At 44.2% G+C, this 18109-nt stretch carries 19 protein-coding genes; 7 read left to right on the forward strand and 12 right to left on the reverse strand.

All coding sequences use genetic code 11. The features are described 5' to 3' along the window. The gene (gene lptF, locus AC13CK_RS07810) at nt 1–1101 is read right to left on the reverse strand and encodes an LPS export ABC transporter permease LptF (protein ID WP_004281053.1); all 1101 of its coding nucleotides are present in this window, start codon (nt 1099–1101) and stop codon (nt 1–3) included. Between the two features lie 156 nt (nt 1102–1257). Here lptF and AC13CK_RS07815 point away from each other — a divergent pair, with 156 nt between their 5' ends. The 3 genes from AC13CK_RS07815 to blhA are packed head-to-tail and all read left to right on the forward strand — an operon-like array spanning nt 1258 to nt 3762. After that, a complete protein-coding gene (locus tag AC13CK_RS07815; protein WP_425879309.1) occupies nt 1258–2706 on the forward strand; it encodes a leucyl aminopeptidase in 1449 nt (482 codons plus the stop codon). Continuing rightward, nucleotides 2699–3106 carry a DNA polymerase III subunit chi gene (locus AC13CK_RS07820; RefSeq protein WP_174894119.1) on the forward strand — a complete coding sequence of 136 codons (408 nt, stop codon included), beginning with the start codon at nt 2699–2701 and terminating at the stop codon, nt 3104–3106. The genes AC13CK_RS07815 and AC13CK_RS07820 overlap by 8 nt, the downstream gene beginning before the upstream one ends. A gap of 26 nt (nt 3107–3132) precedes the next feature. After that, nucleotides 3133–3762, forward strand: a complete 630-nt coding sequence (gene blhA / locus AC13CK_RS07825) for a cell division protein BlhA (RefSeq protein WP_425879307.1) — start codon at nt 3133–3135, stop codon at nt 3760–3762. A 61-nt stretch (nt 3763–3823) separates the two neighbouring features. On the opposite strand, the gene AC13CK_RS07830 is transcribed toward blhA, so the two are convergent. The 7 genes from AC13CK_RS07830 to glnK form a co-directional block, all read right to left on the reverse strand. Continuing rightward, complete coding sequence (locus AC13CK_RS07830; RefSeq protein WP_004281049.1) at nt 3824–4369, reverse strand: VTT domain-containing protein; 546 nt, start codon at nt 4367–4369, stop codon at nt 3824–3826. Nucleotides 4370–4478: 109 nt separating this feature from the next. Further along, on the reverse strand, nt 4479–5138 hold the full coding sequence (locus AC13CK_RS07835) for a riboflavin synthase (protein ID WP_004732516.1): 660 nt from the start codon (nt 5136–5138) through the stop codon (nt 4479–4481). 22 nt (nt 5139–5160) lie between these two features. Then, a complete protein-coding gene (locus tag AC13CK_RS07840; RefSeq protein ID WP_004281046.1) occupies nt 5161–6453 on the reverse strand; it encodes a DNA adenine methylase in 1293 nt (430 codons plus the stop codon). Beyond that, entirely contained in the window at nt 6450–7538 is a 1089-nt protein-coding gene (gene ribD, locus AC13CK_RS07845; RefSeq protein WP_425879304.1) for a bifunctional diaminohydroxyphosphoribosylaminopyrimidine deaminase/5-amino-6-(5-phosphoribosylamino)uracil reductase RibD, read from the reverse strand. The genes AC13CK_RS07840 and ribD overlap by 4 nt, the downstream gene beginning before the upstream one ends. 2 nt (nt 7539–7540) lie before the next feature. Next, nucleotides 7541–8005: a transcriptional regulator NrdR gene (gene nrdR, locus AC13CK_RS07850; protein WP_004281044.1), complete on the reverse strand. Its 465-nt coding sequence runs from the start codon at nt 8003–8005 to the stop codon at nt 7541–7543. A gap of 140 nt (nt 8006–8145) precedes the next feature. Next, on the reverse strand, nt 8146–9558 hold the full coding sequence (locus tag AC13CK_RS07855) for an ammonium transporter (RefSeq protein WP_482831056.1): 1413 nt from the start codon (nt 9556–9558) through the stop codon (nt 8146–8148). Between the two features lie 59 nt (nt 9559–9617). Continuing rightward, a complete protein-coding gene (gene glnK / locus AC13CK_RS07860) occupies nt 9618–9956 on the reverse strand; it encodes a P-II family nitrogen regulator (RefSeq protein ID WP_004281042.1) in 339 nt (112 codons plus the stop codon). 277 nt (nt 9957–10233) lie between these two features. Between glnK and AC13CK_RS07865 the strand changes: the two genes are divergently transcribed. Further along, nucleotides 10234–10461, forward strand: coding sequence for an accessory factor UbiK family protein (locus tag AC13CK_RS07865; protein WP_044108966.1), 228 nt, complete (start codon nt 10234–10236; stop codon nt 10459–10461). 66 nt (nt 10462–10527) lie between these two features. Further along, the gene (locus tag AC13CK_RS07870; RefSeq protein ID WP_004281040.1) at nt 10528–12018 is read left to right on the forward strand and encodes a YifB family Mg chelatase-like AAA ATPase; all 1491 of its coding nucleotides are present in this window, start codon (nt 10528–10530) and stop codon (nt 12016–12018) included. 47 nt (nt 12019–12065) lie between these two features. On the opposite strand, the gene AC13CK_RS07875 is transcribed toward AC13CK_RS07870, so the two are convergent. Beyond that, the gene (locus AC13CK_RS07875) at nt 12066–12800 is read right to left on the reverse strand and encodes a TorF family putative porin (protein ID WP_004732532.1); all 735 of its coding nucleotides are present in this window, start codon (nt 12798–12800) and stop codon (nt 12066–12068) included. Nucleotides 12801–13397: 597 nt separating this feature from the next. Between AC13CK_RS07875 and AC13CK_RS07880 the strand changes: the two genes are divergently transcribed. Continuing rightward, complete coding sequence (locus AC13CK_RS07880; RefSeq protein WP_044108965.1) at nt 13398–14717, forward strand: OprD family outer membrane porin; 1320 nt, start codon at nt 13398–13400, stop codon at nt 14715–14717. A gap of 95 nt (nt 14718–14812) precedes the next feature. On the opposite strand, the gene ppa is transcribed toward AC13CK_RS07880, so the two are convergent. Both ppa and AC13CK_RS07890 read right to left on the reverse strand, forming a co-directional pair. Then, nucleotides 14813–15349: an inorganic diphosphatase gene (gene ppa, locus AC13CK_RS07885; RefSeq protein WP_004732536.1), complete on the reverse strand. Its 537-nt coding sequence runs from the start codon at nt 15347–15349 to the stop codon at nt 14813–14815. Nucleotides 15350–15466: 117 nt separating this feature from the next. Next, nucleotides 15467–15865, reverse strand: coding sequence for an MAPEG family protein (locus AC13CK_RS07890; RefSeq protein ID WP_005108437.1), 399 nt, complete (start codon nt 15863–15865; stop codon nt 15467–15469). Nucleotides 15866–15965: 100 nt separating this feature from the next. Here AC13CK_RS07890 and AC13CK_RS07895 point away from each other — a divergent pair, with 100 nt between their 5' ends. Beyond that, nucleotides 15966–16346 (forward strand): hypothetical protein, encoded by a 381-nt coding sequence (locus AC13CK_RS07895; RefSeq protein ID WP_005108436.1) that lies wholly within the window; start codon nt 15966–15968, stop codon nt 16344–16346. A 51-nt stretch (nt 16347–16397) separates the two neighbouring features. Here AC13CK_RS07895 and AC13CK_RS07900 read toward each other — a convergent pair whose 3' ends face one another. After that, the gene (locus tag AC13CK_RS07900; protein ID WP_114541476.1) at nt 16398–18074 is read right to left on the reverse strand and encodes an AMP-binding protein; all 1677 of its coding nucleotides are present in this window, start codon (nt 18072–18074) and stop codon (nt 16398–16400) included. Between the last annotated feature and the right edge of the window lie 35 nt (nt 18075–18109).

Here is an 18109-nt window from a genome sequence, read left to right on the forward strand (position 1 = left end):
TTAAGACCTCACTCGCTGAATCTGTTTCTTGATTTTCGGGCCTAATTTCTGTTTACGCGAGAACAAGGCACCCGCAATTGCATAGGCAATCAGAATCAATGGATAGGCCCAAATGCCCATTTCTTCTTTACTGATCCGCGTCTTCACTGCCATCAGGGCCACAATCAGACTGGCAAAAATCATGAGGGCAGGAAATAACTTGAGATATCGACCCTGTCGTGGACTCACTTCAGACAAGGCCACAGCCAGAATCAGGGCAATCAGAATCGCAAAAGGAACAAACACCCGCCAGCCCAACTCACTGGCCACCACAGGATCCTGACGGTTCTGCCACAATTGCGAGGTCGGTAAGGCCTCAACTTCAGTACTGGCAAATTGCGCTTCTTCATCGCTTTCTAAGCGCAGACGATAGCTTTCAAATTCAGCTTGAGTATATTGCGGTGTACCCGGATAGATCTCATAACGGCGTCCATTGACCAAATCCACCACATTGGCAGCATCATTCGGTACTTCAATTCGGGTGGCTTCCTGCGCCAGAATCATCACATCCGGTTTGCCTTCTTTTTCCGCACGCTGATAAAAGAAAATATCTTTTAAATTTTTACGGTCTTCTGACAGGTCACCGGCATAAATGGTATAGGGCCCAGAGGAGATAAATTCTTTCGGTCGCACCAGGTCAAAGCCGGTACGTACCGCCTGACTGGTGGTCAGGGCTTCAAACTGGCGAATGCCCCACGGCGCAGCCCACAGCATCAATCCGGCCTGAGCAATCAAAAACACCAGGGTCATCGGCACCAGTAGACGCGCCAATTGATGCCGACTGACGCCACTGCCATTCATCACGGCCATTTCATGGTCGACATATAAACGGCCAAACACCAGCATCAGTCCAATAAAGAAACCGAGCGGAAGAATCAGGGTCAAGAATTCAGGCAAACGGTAGCCAATAATGCTAAATAAAATGCCTGCATCCAGACGGCCTTGCGCCGCGACACCAAAATACTTGATCAGTCGACCGCCCATCATGATCAAGGTCAATAAGGCAATCACCACCAAGGATGTCGAGACAACTTGCTTGACCAGATAACGCCGAATAATCAAATTAATTCTTCCAAAATAAGGTCCATAAAACGAGTGCTAGTTTACCCGAATAGCAAAAATATAAAACCTAGGCCGCCCTGCCCATTGAAAATCTATTCGGATAAATGTTTCAATGACTGAATGATTTACCCATCTAGACAGGCGTGAAAACAGAATATGAAACTTACAATTAATACGTCATTCCCAGAGAATGGATCAAGTCAATCTTTGTTGATTTTAGTTGACTCAGAACAACTTCAGAATACAACCGCAACCTATCAAATCAATAATTTAGACACATTAATTGAAGCCTCTCAATTCAAGGCAGCGTTGGCGGAAAGCCTGAGCCTGATTGGTCAGGTGAGCCAGTCCAGCCATGCAGCACTAATTGGTTTAGGCAAGGTCGCTGAACTGCAACCGGCAAAACTTGCAAAAATCGCGCAAACTATTATTCAAGTCACTCAAAAAAAATTCAAACAGATTTCTGTAGATCTGACACAACTTCCACAAGAATTCCATTATCTGTTTGCGCTCTTCCTGACTCAGGCCAGCTATGGTTATGATGAATATAAATCCAAGAAGAATGAATTTGTGCTCGAGCAGATCGACCTGATTGCCACTCATAGCGTCTTAACTACCGAACAGTTGCAACAGGTACAAGCAGTGCAAAGCGGACAAAATCTGGCACGTGACCTGGGCAACCGTCCGGGCAATATCTGTTTCCCTGAATATCTTGCAGAACAGGCGGTGGCTTTGGCGGCTGAATATCCAGACCTACTTAAAGTCACAGTGCTGGATGAACAGCAAATGGCAGATTTAGGCATGGGCGCCTTCCTTGCGGTAAGTAAAGGTTCAGAGCGTCCTGGTCGGATTATCAGCATGGAATATCAGTCAGAGCGTAGCGAAGCACCGGTAGTCTTGGTGGGTAAAGGCATTACGTTTGATACCGGCGGTATTTCCCTTAAACCAGGCGCAGGCATGGACGAGATGAAATACGACATGTGCGGTGCAGCTTCTGTACTCGGTACAATGCGTGCATTGTGCGAAGCCCGCTTACCTCTACATGTGGTGGGAACCATCGCTGCAGCAGAAAACATGCCTTCAGGTAAAGCCACCCGTCCTGGTGATATCGTAACGACCATGAGCGGTCAGACGGTTGAAATCCTGAATACCGATGCCGAAGGTCGTTTGGTCCTATGTGATACCTTGACCTATGTAAAACGTTTTAATCCTGCTTTGGTGATTGATATTGCGACCTTAACCGGTGCCTGTGTGGTCGCTTTGGGTTCAGTACTAACGGGTCTGTTCACGCCAGATGATAAACTGGCAGCAGAACTAGAAGCTGCCGGCCAGCATTCCTTTGACCGGGTATGGCGTATGCCGGTACTGGAAGACTATCAGGAACAACTGGATTCACCATTTGCCGACATTGGCAATATCGGTGGTCCAAAAGCCGGTTCTGTGACTGCAGCCTGCTTCCTGCAACGTTTTACCCGTGAATATCGCTGGGCACATCTCGATGTTGCAGGCACAGCGTGGAACTCAGGTACCAATAAAGGCGCAACGGGCCGTCCAGTCCCATTATTAATGCAATTCCTGGCGAATCGCGTTCAAAGCAATGGCTAAAGTCAGCTTTTATTTATTTGAAAAAAGCCCTGAACGACAAGTGGACAGCACTTGTCGTTTATGTCGTAAGATTCTGCGTCAGCCGGCGCGGATCTGGTTACTGTGTGCCGATACAGATTTGCAACAGCAGCTAGATGAATGTTTGTGGAGTTTTGATCCAGTCAGTTTTATTCCACATGGTATTGACCAGCCTCAGGCCACGGTCTGTATTTCGGCGACACTACCGGAACAGTCCGACTGGATTATTTTCAATTTTAATCCGGAAGCACTTGAACCTTACGCAAAATTTAGTCACATTATTGAGATCATTGAAAACCATGAAACGGCTAAACAGCTGGGTCGTGAAAAATTCAAGCAATATCGTCGTTTAGGTATTGAACCGGACACCCATAAGCTTTAACCGATATCATCCACAAGGAGAGGCACGTGGCATTAAATGTAGGTCCCGATTTTAAACAGCGCTGGTTAAATGTGCCGGAAGCTGTACGTCAGACCTTTATCGATGACCTCTCTCGGATCTGCGATATTTTAAAGCCAGAAACGTCTTTGGAAGAATGGCAGAGTCGCGACCAGCGCTTGCAACAGGAATCTGAACGCAAGATCGAAGCCGCGTATGCGCAGCGCAAGGCCGAATTGATTGAAGAAGCCCGTATTCGCAAACAGCTTGCGCTTGAAAAGGCCTTGGCCGAGAAACGTGCCGAAGAACAGGTCTATCAAGAACAGCTACGTCATGAGGAACAGCGCAAATTTAGCGAACAGAGTCAGGCGCTCGCTGAAATAAATACGCATCTAGAGGCTGAAGTGCAGCACTATGTCGCACGTTATGCAAAAAATCCTGAGACGACTTTTGATTTTGCCAAAGGTCGCATCCAGATTGAGGACCAGTCCATTTTATCCGAATTAGAAAGTGTGCGTTTACGTCTGGAACTTGAGGCAGAAACCGTGATTGAACAGACCGTGAATGCACTTCGTGAAAAAATGCGTGCGGCAGCCAAAGAAGAAATCGAGTATATGCTGAAAAATTCTGAATTTTCTGATCAGCCTCACAATATTTAAATGATCCTTTCACATTAAAAAAGCCCGAAAATTCGGGCTTTTTTATCTTCTATGTCGCATCTTACAAAAAATCTGCCAGCATAAAGGCAGCATTTCCGAGCAGATAGCCAATGCTTAATAAAGTGCCAATCCAGAGGATGCCACCCGCAATATTGTAAAAGCTGAATGTGGCAAAGCTCATATGCGCTGAACCGGCGGCAAAAGGGCCAAATGAGCGGACAAAGGGAATAAAACGTGCGATTAAAATAGTTTTACCGCCATGTTTCATAAAATAGTGGTTGGTTTTCACCATATATTCCGGCTTGAAATAACGTGAATGTTGATTGAAATATTTTAAACCGAGAACTTTTCCGGTGTAATAATTCACGCTATAGCCCAGCACCGAGGCAGTGAATAACAACAGCCCCATCGAATGCAGGGTCACCAGATCGCTGCTGGCGCACAAAGCTCCCACAGCCAACAATAGACTGTCGCCGGGCAGGAAAAAGAAAAACACCGAACCGGTTTCTGCAAAAATCACCAGAAACAGGATTGCATAAATCCATACCCCATATTGATCGAGCAATAGCGGCAATGACTGTTCCAAGTTAAGTAAAAAATCGAGCATTCGACCCGTCCACCAAGGCAATATTTGCAAGTTGAACTGCTGATTATCCCGAAAAATAAAAAAACAGTCTAATTTTTCAATCAGACTGTTCAGTAAATCAACATTTCTTTTATTTTAAGAAACCATTTTCAGCCAGGAAATCCATGCTGATTTTTGATTGTTCAGTGGTTTCGGCGGCTTTATCGCCGAGCAATAAACGCTCGATATAACGTGCCAATACATCCACTTCCAGATTGACCTTGCTACCGACTTTCCAGGTACCGATATTGGTCCGTTCAGCAGTATGTGGAATCAGGTTCAGACTAATCACGCTACCACGCAAATGATTAATCGTTAGACTGATGCCGTCGACTGTGACCGAGCCTTTTTCTGCGAGATATTTGGCAATTTCAGCAGGTGCAGTCACTTCATAATAAATTGAACGTGCATCTTCACGTACCAGGGTGATCTCGCCGACTGCATCGACATGACCTGACACAATATGACCGCCAAAACGCGTAGTCGGCAACATGGCTTTTTCAACATTGACAGGTTGACCGGCTTTCCAGGTGCCGAGCGTGGTCCGGTTCAGACTTTCACGGGAAACATCAGCCGCATACCAGTTCTCGCCCCAGTCGATCACGGTCAGGCAGATACCATTGGTCGCGATAGAATCACCCAGATGTACATCAGACATGTCCAGATCGGTCTGGATGCGTAAACGTACATCACCACCAACGCTTTGCAGACTTTCGACTTTGCCGAGGCTTTCGATAATACCTGTAAACATTTTTATTTCCTTTTCAATTCTTTTACCAGAGGGCCAACTGGGTACTAACGCCGGTCGTATCCACACCACCCAATTCTGCATAATGATGCAGCTGGCTGAGTAATTGACGGATCGGTGGACCTGACTTGGCGTGGGTATCGGTAATCACAATAAATTCCAGCACGCGGGCACGTTCAGACTGGCGCTGTTTGCTAACACGATAACGCGGCACATCCTGGGTTAGCAAGGTCACCCGGCCACGTTTCAGATTGGCCTGTAACAAATCGGTAGCGCTGATATTACCGTCAGTTGAATAACTGGTCAGAATGAAACGTGCATTGATGGTGGCCAACAGGCTCTCGTAAGCTTCTTTGGCATATTTAGAGGAATTGTACTGGCTCGGACGCTCTTTGCGCCATGCCCGGTCAATCCCGCTCTTAAAGCCCTTGGTATCTGGAGTCGGCAAATCGGCCTGATCCCATAAGGTCAGCGCATTCAGCACATGATAATTACTGCTATAGGCATGCTGATTATACGGTGGATCCAGATAAGCTACATCTACTTCAAAACCACTCATCTGGTTGGCCAAATGCTGGGCATCGACACACCACATTTCTGCGGCCATTCCTTTTTTCTGATCCGATTCACAAAAACGACTTGGCGTTAACCATAGTAAAGATTCAATCCGTTCCAGCGCAGTTTGGGTTTTCCCGCCCCAACCATGGTGAAAGCTTTTGAAAACACCAGAAGTATTGCTGACAAAACTGGCGGAATACAGCAAGGGTGCCAGCAAGGCAGACATTTCCACATCATCAATTGCACCTTGTGCCTGCCAGGCTGCAATCTGCTGACGGATGGCATCAATACGCATGCCGTTACGACGTTTAAAGAACAAACGATCACGGGCTGGATCATAAATTTCATCATTACGCGGACACAGGTTATGCGTCACCCAGCCTTTAACTTCCGGCAGACGGTTCAGATAATCAATCGCTTTCTGATAGCCACCGAGTTCTTTAAATGCCGGTGCTTCAGTACAGGCCAGTACCGCATGATTCAGCGCATGGCTATACGGTTCCCAGTCATTGGCAATGACGCGATAACCATTCTGACGGGCCAAACGCGAGACCACGCCTGAACCTGCAAAAAAGTCAGCAAAGATTGGAGCACGGCCATCGCTACGTTTCAGGGTTCCCGTACTCTCCAGAGCTTCCAGAATTAAATGCAGTAAACGGCGCTTATTGCCCAGATAGGGAACCAGTTGATGGAAAAGATATTCATCGGTGGTACGTGCCGCATGGCGACGTTTATGATAAACAGTAGACTCTGAACTCATAATGTCTCTTGAAAAGGAATTAGCCTAAAGCGCACGTCATCACCCAAGCGAGTTACATCGCGCAGCTTAAATCGGAGTTGTTCGGCCATATGGCTAAATTCTGCATTAAACATGGTACGCGCAGACTGACCCAATAGGGTCGGTGCAACGTAACTGATCAGTTCATCAACCAATTTTTGTTGTAAAAATGCCGTAGATAAGGTCGCCCCTGCTTCCACCAAGACATCATAAATCTGATGCTGTTGAACCAGTTGCTTTAATAATTCTGCTAAAGGCTGTACCGGCAAGTGTAGCACACCCAGATCTGCAAGCTCCTGACGAAATGGTCCCATCACCATCACGGTGTCGGCTTGCACTAAAATTTTTGCGTTGAGTGGTAAACGCCCCTGACGGTCCAGAATAATCCGTTTCGGTTGCACCACTGTCTTGATATCTTCAACGCCATCCAATTGACGCACATTCAGCTGACAGTCATCCGCAAGAACTGTATCAATTCCGGTGATCACCGCGCCTGAAATTGCACGCCAATGCTGCACATCCTGACGCGCTTCCACACCGGTAATCCATTTCGATTCACCCGATGCCATGGCAGTACGACCATCCAGGCTTGAGGCAATTTTTAAACGCACATACGGCTGACCAGTCGCCATGGCTTTCAGGAAGCCTTGATTCAGCTGATGCGCTTCATCTTCACAGATGCCAACGTCTACCTCAATGCCAGCATCTTTCAGGATCTGTACACCCTTGCCGGCCACCAGCGGATTGGGATCAGGACAGGCCACGACAACTTTAGCCACGTCTGCCTCGACTAAGCCTTTGGCACAAGGCGGCGTCCGGCCATAATGCGCACAAGGTTCTAAAGTCACATAAGCGGTTGCACCACGTGCCTGCTCACCCGCCTGACGCAGCGCAAACACCTCGGCATGCGGCTGTCCTGCCTGGGGATGAAAACCCTCACCAATGACGATGCCATCTTTAACAATGACACAGCCGACATTCGGATTCGGTTTGGTGGAATATTGCCCCTGACGTGCCAATTCAATGGCCCGGCGCATCCAGATTTGATCTTGATTCAGTTCAGCCATGCTTATTCTTGTAATTCTCGTTGTTGCATCTGTTCAATCTGATGACGAAAAGCTTCGACATCCTGAAAATCCTGATAGACCGAAGCGAAACGCACATAAGCAACATGATCAAGTGCGAATAAAGACTGCATCACGATTTCACCGATGGTACGTGATTTCACATCACGCTCACCCAGACGGCGAATCTGTAGCTGAATATCGCTCAGCACTGTTTCAATCTGCTCCTGGGTCACCGGGCGTTTTTGCAAGGCATGCATCAGGGAACGGCGTAATTTGGCTTCATCGAAAGGTTCATTTTTGCCATCCGACTTGATGACGCGCGGCATCACCACTTCATAGCTTTCAAAGGTAGTGAAGCGTTCATTACAACTGACACATTCACGGCGACGACGAATCTGACAGCCTTCAGCTGCCAGGCGTGAATCAATCACTTTACTGTCTGCAGTATTGCAAAATGGGCAATGCATAGCGGTTTAATTGAACAAATCCAGATGGATTCCGAGTGTAGCAAAAATTACAAACTTTGTAGAGTTTTACGCAACATATAGAAAAAAAACAGCCCATTCGGGCTGTTTTACACTATATATTGATTATGGTGTATTTATTATTATTCGACACGTTCGCCATGTTGGCTTAAATCCAGACCCATACGCTCATCATCAGATGCCACACGGATTCCAATGATCAAGTCAATGACTTTCAGGATAATGAAGGTCATGATCGCAGAGTAAGCAATGGTTGCCAGTACACCTTCCACTTGCACCCAAAGCTGATGCATGACATTGGCAGGGGCATTGTCACCCATGATGAATTCGCTAGCAAAGAACGCGGTTAAAATCGCGCCGACAATACCACCTACACCATGCAAACCAAAAGCATCTAAAGAATCATCGGCTTTCAATGCGCGTTTCAGTGCAGTAATCCCCCAGAAACATACCACACCACCGATCAGACCCATCGCCAATGCACCGCCTACAGTCACAAAACCTGCAGCTGGAGTAATGACCACCAGACCAGCAACTGCACCCGATACACCGCCTAATACAGAAGCTTTACCACGTGCCAGTTTTTCAGTGATTAACCAAGAGATGGCTGCGGCCGCTGCTGCGACTTGAGTCACGATCAAAGCATAGCCTGCAGAACCGTTGGCACCTAATGCAGAACCACCGTTGAAACCGAACCAGCCTACCCAAAGCAAAGATGCACCGACCACAGTAAGCGTTAGGTTATGCGGTGCCATAGATTCACGACCCAAGCCCATACGTTTGCCTAACATATACGCTGCTACCAGACCGGCAACACCCGAGTTGATATGTACAACCGTACCACCGGCAAAATCAAGCGCGCCGTCGTTACCTAACCAGCCGCCACCCCATACCCAGTGGGTAATTGGTGCATAGACGATCACCACCCAAAGTGCGATGAAAGCAACGAAAGCACCAAATTTCATACGTTCTGCAATCGAACCGCTGATGATGGCAACCGTAATGATGGCAAAGGTCATTTGGAAAATCACAAACAGGATTTCAGGAATCGTGCCTGAAAGCGCCTCTGTGGTAATACCGGCCAACATGAACTTGTCCAGACCGCCTATAAAGGCATTGCCTTCACCGAAAGCTAGGGTATAACCAATAATCACCCAGGCAATACTGACCACAGCCGCAGCAATAAAGCTATGTGCCATCGTCGCCAGAACGTTTTTCTTACGGACCATACCACCATAAAATAGCGCCAAGCCAGGAATGGTCATGAGTAAAACTAGAGCGGTAGAGGTTAAAACCCAGGCGGTATCGCCGGTATCTAGCGTTGGTTCTTCTTCTGCAGGTGCTGCAGCTTCAACTGGCGCTGCTTCAGCAATTGCTGTTGTAGTGTCTGTTGTTGTATTTGTTGTATCGCCTGCTTCTTCAACAAGCACAATTTCTTCTGTCGGTGTTGTTGCTGTTGCAGCTTCTTCAGCCCATGCAACAGAACCACCAAAAAGAGCGCCGGCCATGCCGAACGCGAGTAGCATTTTTTTCATTCGTATCCCCCAACCAAGTTTTTGTGAGTTATTAGGTACTCAGCAAACTTCGTGCCAAGTTAGACAGCGTCTGCACCTGTTTCACCTGTACGAATACGGATGACTTGTTCTAAGTTAGTCACGAAAATTTTTCCGTCACCGATTTTTCCAGTGCTCGCCACACGAGTAATAGATTCAATCACCGCGTCTACCATTTCATCGCTAATCGCGATTTCAATTTTGACTTTCGGCAAGAAATCTACAACGTATTCAGCACCACGATAGAGTTCAGTGTGGCCTTTTTGACGACCAAAGCCTTTCACTTCAGTTACAGTGATGCCTTGAACACCAATTTCAGACAATGCTTCGCGAACATCGTCTAATTTAAAAGGTTTTACAATTGCAGTTACGAGCTTCATGTTTGTTTTCCTTCGGCTTATTTCACCAGTAAGGTTTTACGTTCAAATTTCATGCCAAGATTCCTAAGGTCGGGGGAAATTAGAAAGCCTGGCATGTGGTTTATTTATACCTTATTTTATACGGATAAAGGCTTTGAATCTTCAAAAAATAGACATTTTTTATGTGGATTTTTACAATATCTTTAATCGAATAAGTCTATATTTTGTCTGAAATACTATAGTCTGCATTTTAGCAATGCTAAACTGTGCGCTCCTTTCTACGGCGATGGATCAGACAATGATTGAAACTTTATTACAAGCAATTTTGCAGCAAGTCGAACAACCTAAGAAAGATTTAGAACATAATATCCGTGCCCTATTAAATGAAGCTGTATCTAAAATGGATTTGGTGTCTAAAGAAGAAATAGAACGTCAGCGTACTGCCCTAAATAATGCCAATCATCGCCTGAATGATTTACTGAAACAGGTGGAAGCATTAGAAGAGAAAATTTCGAACAAAAAGTAAGCACAACTACAGTGCACAAAAGACACCAGAACGATAAAAATAACGCACCATATTGGAACAATAATAATGTCTTTTGCTAAAATTTATACGCGAGGCTTGCTGGGCCTGCATGCGCCTTTAATTGAAGTCGAAGTTCATGTCAGTTCGGGTATGCCTTCACTCACTATAGTGGGGCTTCCCGAAGCAGCGGTACGTGAAAGTAAAGACCGGGTACGCTCTGCCATTTTGAATAGCGGCTTTCAATTTCCGACCAAACGTCTGACCATTAATCTGGCGCCAGCAGATCTACCGAAAGATGGATCACGTCTGGATTTACCGATTGCATTAGGCATTTTAGTGGCTTCAGGCCAGCTGCCTGAAGATTGTACTGAGCATCTGGAGTTTATTGGCGAGTTGGCCCTCGATGGTCAATTACGTCCTGTCAGCGGCACCTTAAGTATTGCCATTGCCTGTCAAAGTGACCAGCATCAACTGATTTTGCCTGGCCCCAATGCACAGGAAGCCTGTCAGCTCCCAGACTTTAAAGTCTTTGCAGCCAATCATTTAAAAGAAGTGTGTGAACATCTTTCCCAAGCGCAGCGCTTACCGCAAATAGAAGCCAGTCCACTCAATACAGACCATTTTTATAAGTTTGATCTGGCGGATGTAAAAGGACAATTACGACCACGGCGTGGCTTGGAAATTGCTGCGGCAGGTGGTCATTCCCTGCTGTTTCGAGGCCCACCCGGAACAGGCAAGACCTTGCTGGCTTCTCGATTGGCCAGTATTTTGCCGCCCTTAAAGACGCAGGAAAATCTGGAAGTGGCCAGTATTTATTCGGTGGCGAATGCCAATCACCCTTTTGGACAACGGCCGTTTCGAGCACCACACCATACTGCTTCTGCGGTGGCATTGGTCGGTGGCGGCTCACACCCCAAGCCAGGAGAAATTACCCTGGCACATTTAGGGGTTTTATTTCTGGACGAACTGCCTGAATTCGACCGCAAAGTGCTGGAGGTTCTACGTCAGCCTTTGGAAGCCAAGGAAATCGTCATTTCCCGGGCATCACGCCAAATTACCTTTCCGGCTAATTTCCAGTTGGTGGCTGCCATGAATCCATGTCCATGTGGGTATGCATTCAATCAAGATATCCGCTGCCAATGTTCACCCGAAAGTATTAAACGCTATCAGAACCGGATTTCAGGCCCGTTGCTGGATCGGATTGATTTGCATATTGATGTACCGCCATTACAAGCGCATGAATTACAGGACAATCGACCTACAGAAAACTCAGAAACGGTTAGACAACGCGTCATTGCAGCCTATGAAATTCAGATGCAACGGCAAAATACCTTGAATATGAGTTTGAGTCCAAAGCAGTTAGAGCAATATGCCGCATTAGATCAGTCTGCTCAGAATATGCTTGAAATGGCTCAGCAAAAACTGAATTTATCAGCGCGCGGCTATCATCGGGTCTTGCGTGTTGCACGCACCATTGCCGATTTAAATCAAAGTCCAGATATTCAAAGTCAGCATCTTTCGGAGGCCCTGTCTTATCGCGGGCAGCAGCAGATTTAGATCATTAAAAAAAGGCGACCCAAGGTCGCCTTTTTATCTAAAGAGGATTAGAAGCTATAACCCAGTCCAAATACGACTTTATTCTTTTGTTTTTCATCAAAACGATCATAACCACCCAAGATATAATTCATGCTTGCAGTTACACCTGTGTCACCAAGTGGCTTGCTTAAACCGATGTCAAAATGACGGAAACCAAAACTTTCTGTAGTTCCTTCAATAAAGTCACCTGATTTTTCATAAGCGTATAAGCCTAAAGCTGTATCCAAGCTGAAATCTTGTGGTAAAGCATAGCTATAAGTAGCTTTTAAATAGGTATCACCTGCATTGCCCCAAGTAGTATCTTCAAGAAGAGTTTGTGCTGTAACGCCCAAATCTTTATAGCTCATACCCAGTAACAGCTCAAATCCATCAGAATTGACATCAGATTCATAATAATAATAGTAGGTCGTACCGATCGTTAAACCTAAGTCATCATTGACTGCATGGCTATAGCCAGCATAGAAGTTATTTTCGAAAGCATCACGTCCTTCTTCAGACAAAGGGTAATCTAGCGTAGATCCCCACCAACCTGCATAGAAGCCAGACGCATGGTTATAATCAAGTCCACCTTGTAAGGTAGCGCCGCTATTTTCAGGAATGTTAGTAATACCACGCAAGTTATAGCTCGAAAGTACGCTGATATTTCCAGATACCGTATGTTCAGCAACAGGTTCTTCAGCAAAAGTAAAAGAAGATACAGCGCCCAATAAAGCAAGAGATAATACTTTTAATGTTAATTTCATTGTGTGGCTCCCCCAGATCGTCTGAGACGTTTTTATGATCATTGATTAAACTCAAGCTCAAAATTTGCAAGAGCTATGCCAATCTGGATAAAAGGAACCAAAATAATAAATCTAAAAAGACAAATAAAACTTAAGTTATTGTTTTTAAATTAAAATTTAAATTATGAAAAACTGAATTATCTAGGCTTTCTTTTAAATAAATGTATTTAAGGCTATTTCATCACTTTTTTAATACTTATACATAATCATTTACAATTTGCCCCATTTTGATTCCATTTTTGTAATGATTAAAATTTGTGCTAAAAAATAGTGCGTAATTTTTGATCATATTTTTCTCCCGTTTCAAAATAAATAAGCTGATCACATTCATTTCACCACTTTAGAAATATCATTTATAATTTCCAATAAAATTATGTTTTTACTCACTTTTTACCGATAGGTTAGAAATTAATCACCTCAAATCCTTGCTATTGTTTAATTTGAGTTAAAAAAATCTAAACTTTAGTGGAATATATCCAATAAAAAATGACATTTTTTCAGCAATTCTTATACAATTCCTAAAAAATTCCGATCAATTTGTATAAGGCTCTCTTCCCAATGCAAAATTCAAAAAAATTAACATTAGCAGTTTTGATTCAGGCTGCTTTGGTTTCTACCGCTTTCGCTAGCGAGCAAAGCGAGTCTAAAGGTTTTGTAGAAGATGCTGAAGGTTCTGTACTTTTCCGTACCGGCTATTTGCACCGTGACAAGAAAAATAACGTACCAGATACGAGCTCATTTGCACAAACTGCGATTGTTAAACTAGACTCTGGCTTTACTCAAGGTACTGTAGGCTTTGGTGCTGGTATTATTGGTGATGCTTCATTTAAATTGGGTGAAAATGGTCATACTGGCAATGATATGATCCCAGTCCACCCTCAAAATAATGCTGATGGTACTAAAGATGCTTATGACCACTGGGCTCGTGGCGGTGCTTATGTAAAAGCTCGTGTATCAAATACGACTGCGACTTACGGTACTCAGGTTTTAGACTTACCTGTACTTGCAAGCAATACTGCGCGTTTAGTGCCTGAATACTATACTGGCGTATTGGTTCAAAGTAACGAAATTGAAAACTTAAACCTGATTGCTGGTAAATTCACAGAAAATCAGCTTTCCAACCAAATCAATTCCGATGGTGCAAAGCTGGATCGTGCAGTGGTTTGGGGCGCGAAATATAAATTTAATGATGCAGTTAATGCTTCTTATTATGGTACAGACATTAAAGACCGCTTAGACCGCCACTATGTTAATGCCAACTATAGCTATGCATTGGCAGATAAAAGCACATTAACTCATGATTTCAGTGGTTACCATACAAAATGGGATAAAGAAGCAAATCCATATCTTTATTCTCAAATCGGCTCACCAGATGATTCATTCGATAATACTATTTTAGCTTTATCTACAACTTATAATCATGGTCCACATAATGTCATGCTTGCTTACCAGCAAAATTTTGGTAACACTGGCTATGACTATGGTTTGGGTACAGGCGTAGGTGATGGTAAACAATCGATTTATATGCCGAATTCATACCTGTCTGACTTTATTGGTAATGACGAAAAATCAGCGCAACTTCAATATACATTTGACTTTGGTGCTGTAAATGTTCCTGGATTATCTTGGACATCTGCTTTTGTTTATGGTTGGGATATTAAAGCTACTAACAATGCAGGTACTATGATCAGTGATAATGAGCATGAGCGCGAATTCTTTAACCAAGTGAAATATACTGTTCAGTCTGGTTTTGCGAAAGATGCAAGCTTACGTCTTCGTCATTCTTACTACCGTGCAAGTGATGATTATCAATCTAACTATATTGGTGACACTAATGAATGGCGTATCTGGTTAGACATTCCTGTGAAATTATTCTAATTCACACGAATTTCAAGTCATAAAAAAACCTGCACAATGTGCAGGTTTTTTTATTCCAGGCTTTAAAAAGTTAAAACCTGGACGACAAAAAGCAATTATTTATTTGCTTCTGCATAAGCTTCGATTGAGCTCATAACTTCTTGTTTCGCAACATCAGCACCTTCCCAACCACTCAGCTTGACCCATTTACCTGGCTCAAGATCTTTGTAATGCTGGAAGAAATGTTCGATCTGGCTGATCAACAATGGAGGAAGATCAGTATATTCCTGAACATCTTTGTAGATTGGAGTCAGTTTGTCATGTGGAACTGCAACCAGTTTCGCATCAACACCACCATCATCTTCCATGTTCAATTTACCGACAGGACGGCAACGAATCACAGAACCTGGCTCTACTGGATGAGGCGTTACAACCAGTACGTCTAATGGATCACCATCAAGCGATAGTGTGTTTGGTACATAACCGTAGTTTGCTGGGTAGAACATTGCTGTACCCATGAAACGGTCTACAAATAACGCATCAGAATCTTTATCGATTTCGTATTTGATTGGTGCTGCATTTGCAGGAATTTCGATGATCACATAGATATCGTTTGGCGCATCTTTACCCGCTGGGATATTGCTGTAGCTCATAGCATCACTCTTTAACAAGTTATATCTTTTAAAAAACCGCGACAATTATAACGGTTTTTAAAGATTTTTTTGGATTTTAAAATATCGAACTGTAAATATGTCCGCAGACCTGATGACTTAAACTAACTTGATGATCAGCAGCAATAAAGCTACCGGACATAACATCGAGAGCAACCATACGATAGAGCGTAAAGTCGCCCAGTTGGCCAAATAGCAGATTCCGTACAACACACGAAAAACCAGATAAGCTACACCAAAAGTCATCACTACACTTTGCGGCACCACCATATATTCCGCCATTAGAATAGCAGCAATAAAGAGTGGCAAACTTTCAAAGCTATTCTGCTGGGCAGCATTCGCGCGACTGGCCAAGCCTGAAGACTTTTCTAAAAATGCCCGTGGGTTCTGATTGTCTTTGCTGCTGAAGCCTGCTGATTTTTTTGCAATCAATGTAAACACATAAGGCAAAAGACAAGCGGCCAAAATGAGATAAATAACCCCACTAATGCTGTGCATCTGTTTTTTCTCATGAAAATTTTATCTCTATCATAGCATGGCATTTCGTGAATAAATTTTGTTAAATAGAGTGCTTTTTATTACTTGTTAAGGATTCACTATGGTCGCGCCTGATCAAAATGAAATGTTCGATGTCCTCGAGAAACAACGCCAGCATCAACGTCAAGTGGATCGCGTATTAAAAATTGTCCTGCCGATTGTGGCATTTCTGATGGCTGTCATTTGTGCCAATATGAATATCTGGTCACCAATCTTCACCTTTGCCATTTTATGGATTGCCTTTTATTTCGTCGGTATCAAGCGTATGCCTCTCTGGCACTGGCTGGTCGCGATTCTGGTGTATTGCTTGGTCGATAACATTCTAAGTTATGGCAGCTTTAATCAAACCGGATTTACTCGCCAGTTTGGCACCATGTTTATCTTCTTGGGAGTAGTTGGTGTAGGTCGTCCTTATTTTGATCGCTGGTTAATGAAAAAATAAAAAGTCCAAATCAAAAAAAGCGCCTGACGGCGCTTTTTTTTCTTATAGGTATTAGGCTGTTTTACGTAAATCTTTACGCAGGATTTTACCTACGTTTGATTTTGGCAATTCATCCATAAACTCGACATAACGTGGACGTTTATAACCGGTCAGGTTTTCTTTAGCGAATGCTAAGACTTCTTCTGTGGTTAAAGACGGATCTTTTTTCACAACAAACAGTTTTGGCACTTCACCCGATTTTTCATCTGGCACACCAATCGCAGCCACTTCCAGTACTTTTGGATGAGTTGCTACAACCTCTTCAATCTCAGATGGATAGACGTTAAAACCAGACACTAGAATCATGTCTTTCTTACGATCTACAATTTTCACATAACCACGTGAATCCATAACACCGATATCACCGGTACGGAAGAAGCCATTCACCATGACCTTTTCAGTTTCATCTGGACGGTTCCAGTAGCCTTTCATGACCTGAGGACCACGGATTGAAATTTCACCTTGCTCACCCAGTGGAACTTCATTGCCTTCATCATCCAGAATAGCCACTTCAGTCAATGGCAATGGAATACCGATGGTGCCACTGAATTCTTCAGATGCAGGTGGGTTTGCTGTTGCCACCGGAGAAGTTTCAGACAAGCCATAACCTTCAACGATATTGGTTCCGGTAACTTTCTTCCATGCTGCTGCAGTAGAAGGAAGTACGGCCATACCGCCGCCCATCGCCATTTTTAGTTTGCTATGATCAAGTTGCTTAAACTCTTCATTGTTTACCAGCGCATTGAACAGTGTATTCACTGCCGGGAAGAAAGTCGGTTGATATTTACGTAGTTCTTTCATCACCGCAGGTAAATCACGCGGGTTTGGAATCAGAACGTTCGCCTGACCTTTGTACATACCGTAAAGTGCGCATACCATGAATGCAAAGATATGATAAAGCGGCAAGGCACAGAAAATACGGTCATCTGGCTGACCATCTTGCGCACCAAATTTACTCTGGAAGATGCCGTCACACTGCAACATGTTCGCAACCAGGTTACGATGTGTCAGTTCAGCACCTTTAGATACACCCGTCGTACCACCTGTGTATTGAAGAACTGCTGTATCACTAAGGGTCAATTCAGGGCGTTTATAGTTACTTGGATTAACTTTAGATAACGCCGCATTAAATCTCACATGGCCTGGAATATCCCAAGCTGGAATTTGCTTGCGCACAGAACGCAAGACAAAATTTACCAAAGTTCCTTTCAAGGCACCCAGCATGTCACCGACAGAAGCGACCACGACATGCTTCACTGGTGTTTTACCAATAATCGCTTGATAAACAGAAGCAAAGTTTTCAATAATCACCAGTACTTCAGCACCTGAGTCATTCAATTGATGCTCAAGTTCACGCGATGTGTAGAGTGGATTCACGTTGACCAATACCAAACCTGCGCGGAACACCCCAAGTGCCACAACCGGATACTGAAGAACGTTTGGCATCATCACTGCCACACGTGTGCCTTTTGCCAACCCCAAGCTTTGTAGATAAGTTGCAAACTTGCGGCTCGCCTCTTCCAATTCATTGAAAGTCATGGCCTTATCCATAAAGATAAAGGCATCACGCGAGCCGAATTTTTGGAAATTACGCTCAAAAATATCTACTAGAGAAGTATTTTCTGCTGGTAATTCTACTGTTTCTGGAATCCCTGTTTTTTGGTATTCAGCAAACCAAATTTTTTCCATAATGGCCATCTCTCCAATCATAATCCTTAGTATTT

The organism is Acinetobacter sp. L-24, assembly GCF_056857555.1.

Coding starts and splice junctions, on each gene's coding strand:
- AC13CK_RS07815 (WP_425879309.1), top strand. CDS start 1,258: ATGAAACTTACAATTAATACGTCATTCCCAGAGAATGGATCAAGTCAA.
- AC13CK_RS07820 (WP_174894119.1), top strand. CDS start 2,699: ATGGCTAAAGTCAGCTTTTATTTATTTGAAAAAAGCCCTGAACGACAA.
- AC13CK_RS07830 (WP_004281049.1), bottom strand. CDS start 4,369: ATGCTCGATTTTTTACTTAACTTGGAACAGTCATTGCCGCTATTGCTC.
- AC13CK_RS07835 (WP_004732516.1), bottom strand. CDS start 5,138: ATGTTTACAGGTATTATCGAAAGCCTCGGCAAAGTCGAAAGTCTGCAA.
- AC13CK_RS07840 (WP_004281046.1), bottom strand. CDS start 6,453: ATGAGTTCAGAGTCTACTGTTTATCATAAACGTCGCCATGCGGCACGT.
- ribD (WP_425879304.1), bottom strand. CDS start 7,538: ATGGCTGAACTGAATCAAGATCAAATCTGGATGCGCCGGGCCATTGAA.
- nrdR (WP_004281044.1), bottom strand. CDS start 8,005: ATGCATTGCCCATTTTGCAATACTGCAGACAGTAAAGTGATTGATTCA.
- AC13CK_RS07855 (WP_482831056.1), bottom strand. CDS start 9,558: ATGAAAAAAATGCTACTCGCGTTCGGCATGGCCGGCGCTCTTTTTGGT.
- glnK (WP_004281042.1), bottom strand. CDS start 9,956: ATGAAGCTCGTAACTGCAATTGTAAAACCTTTTAAATTAGACGATGTT.
- AC13CK_RS07865 (WP_044108966.1), top strand. CDS start 10,234: ATGATTGAAACTTTATTACAAGCAATTTTGCAGCAAGTCGAACAACCT.
- AC13CK_RS07870 (WP_004281040.1), top strand. CDS start 10,528: ATGTCTTTTGCTAAAATTTATACGCGAGGCTTGCTGGGCCTGCATGCG.
- AC13CK_RS07875 (WP_004732532.1), bottom strand. CDS start 12,800: ATGAAATTAACATTAAAAGTATTATCTCTTGCTTTATTGGGCGCTGTA.
- AC13CK_RS07880 (WP_044108965.1), top strand. CDS start 13,398: ATGCAAAATTCAAAAAAATTAACATTAGCAGTTTTGATTCAGGCTGCT.
- ppa (WP_004732536.1), bottom strand. CDS start 15,349: ATGAGCTACAGCAATATCCCAGCGGGTAAAGATGCGCCAAACGATATC.
- AC13CK_RS07890 (WP_005108437.1), bottom strand. CDS start 15,865: ATGCACAGCATTAGTGGGGTTATTTATCTCATTTTGGCCGCTTGTCTT.
- AC13CK_RS07895 (WP_005108436.1), top strand. CDS start 15,966: ATGGTCGCGCCTGATCAAAATGAAATGTTCGATGTCCTCGAGAAACAA.
- AC13CK_RS07900 (WP_114541476.1), bottom strand. CDS start 18,074: ATGGAAAAAATTTGGTTTGCTGAATACCAAAAAACAGGGATTCCAGAA.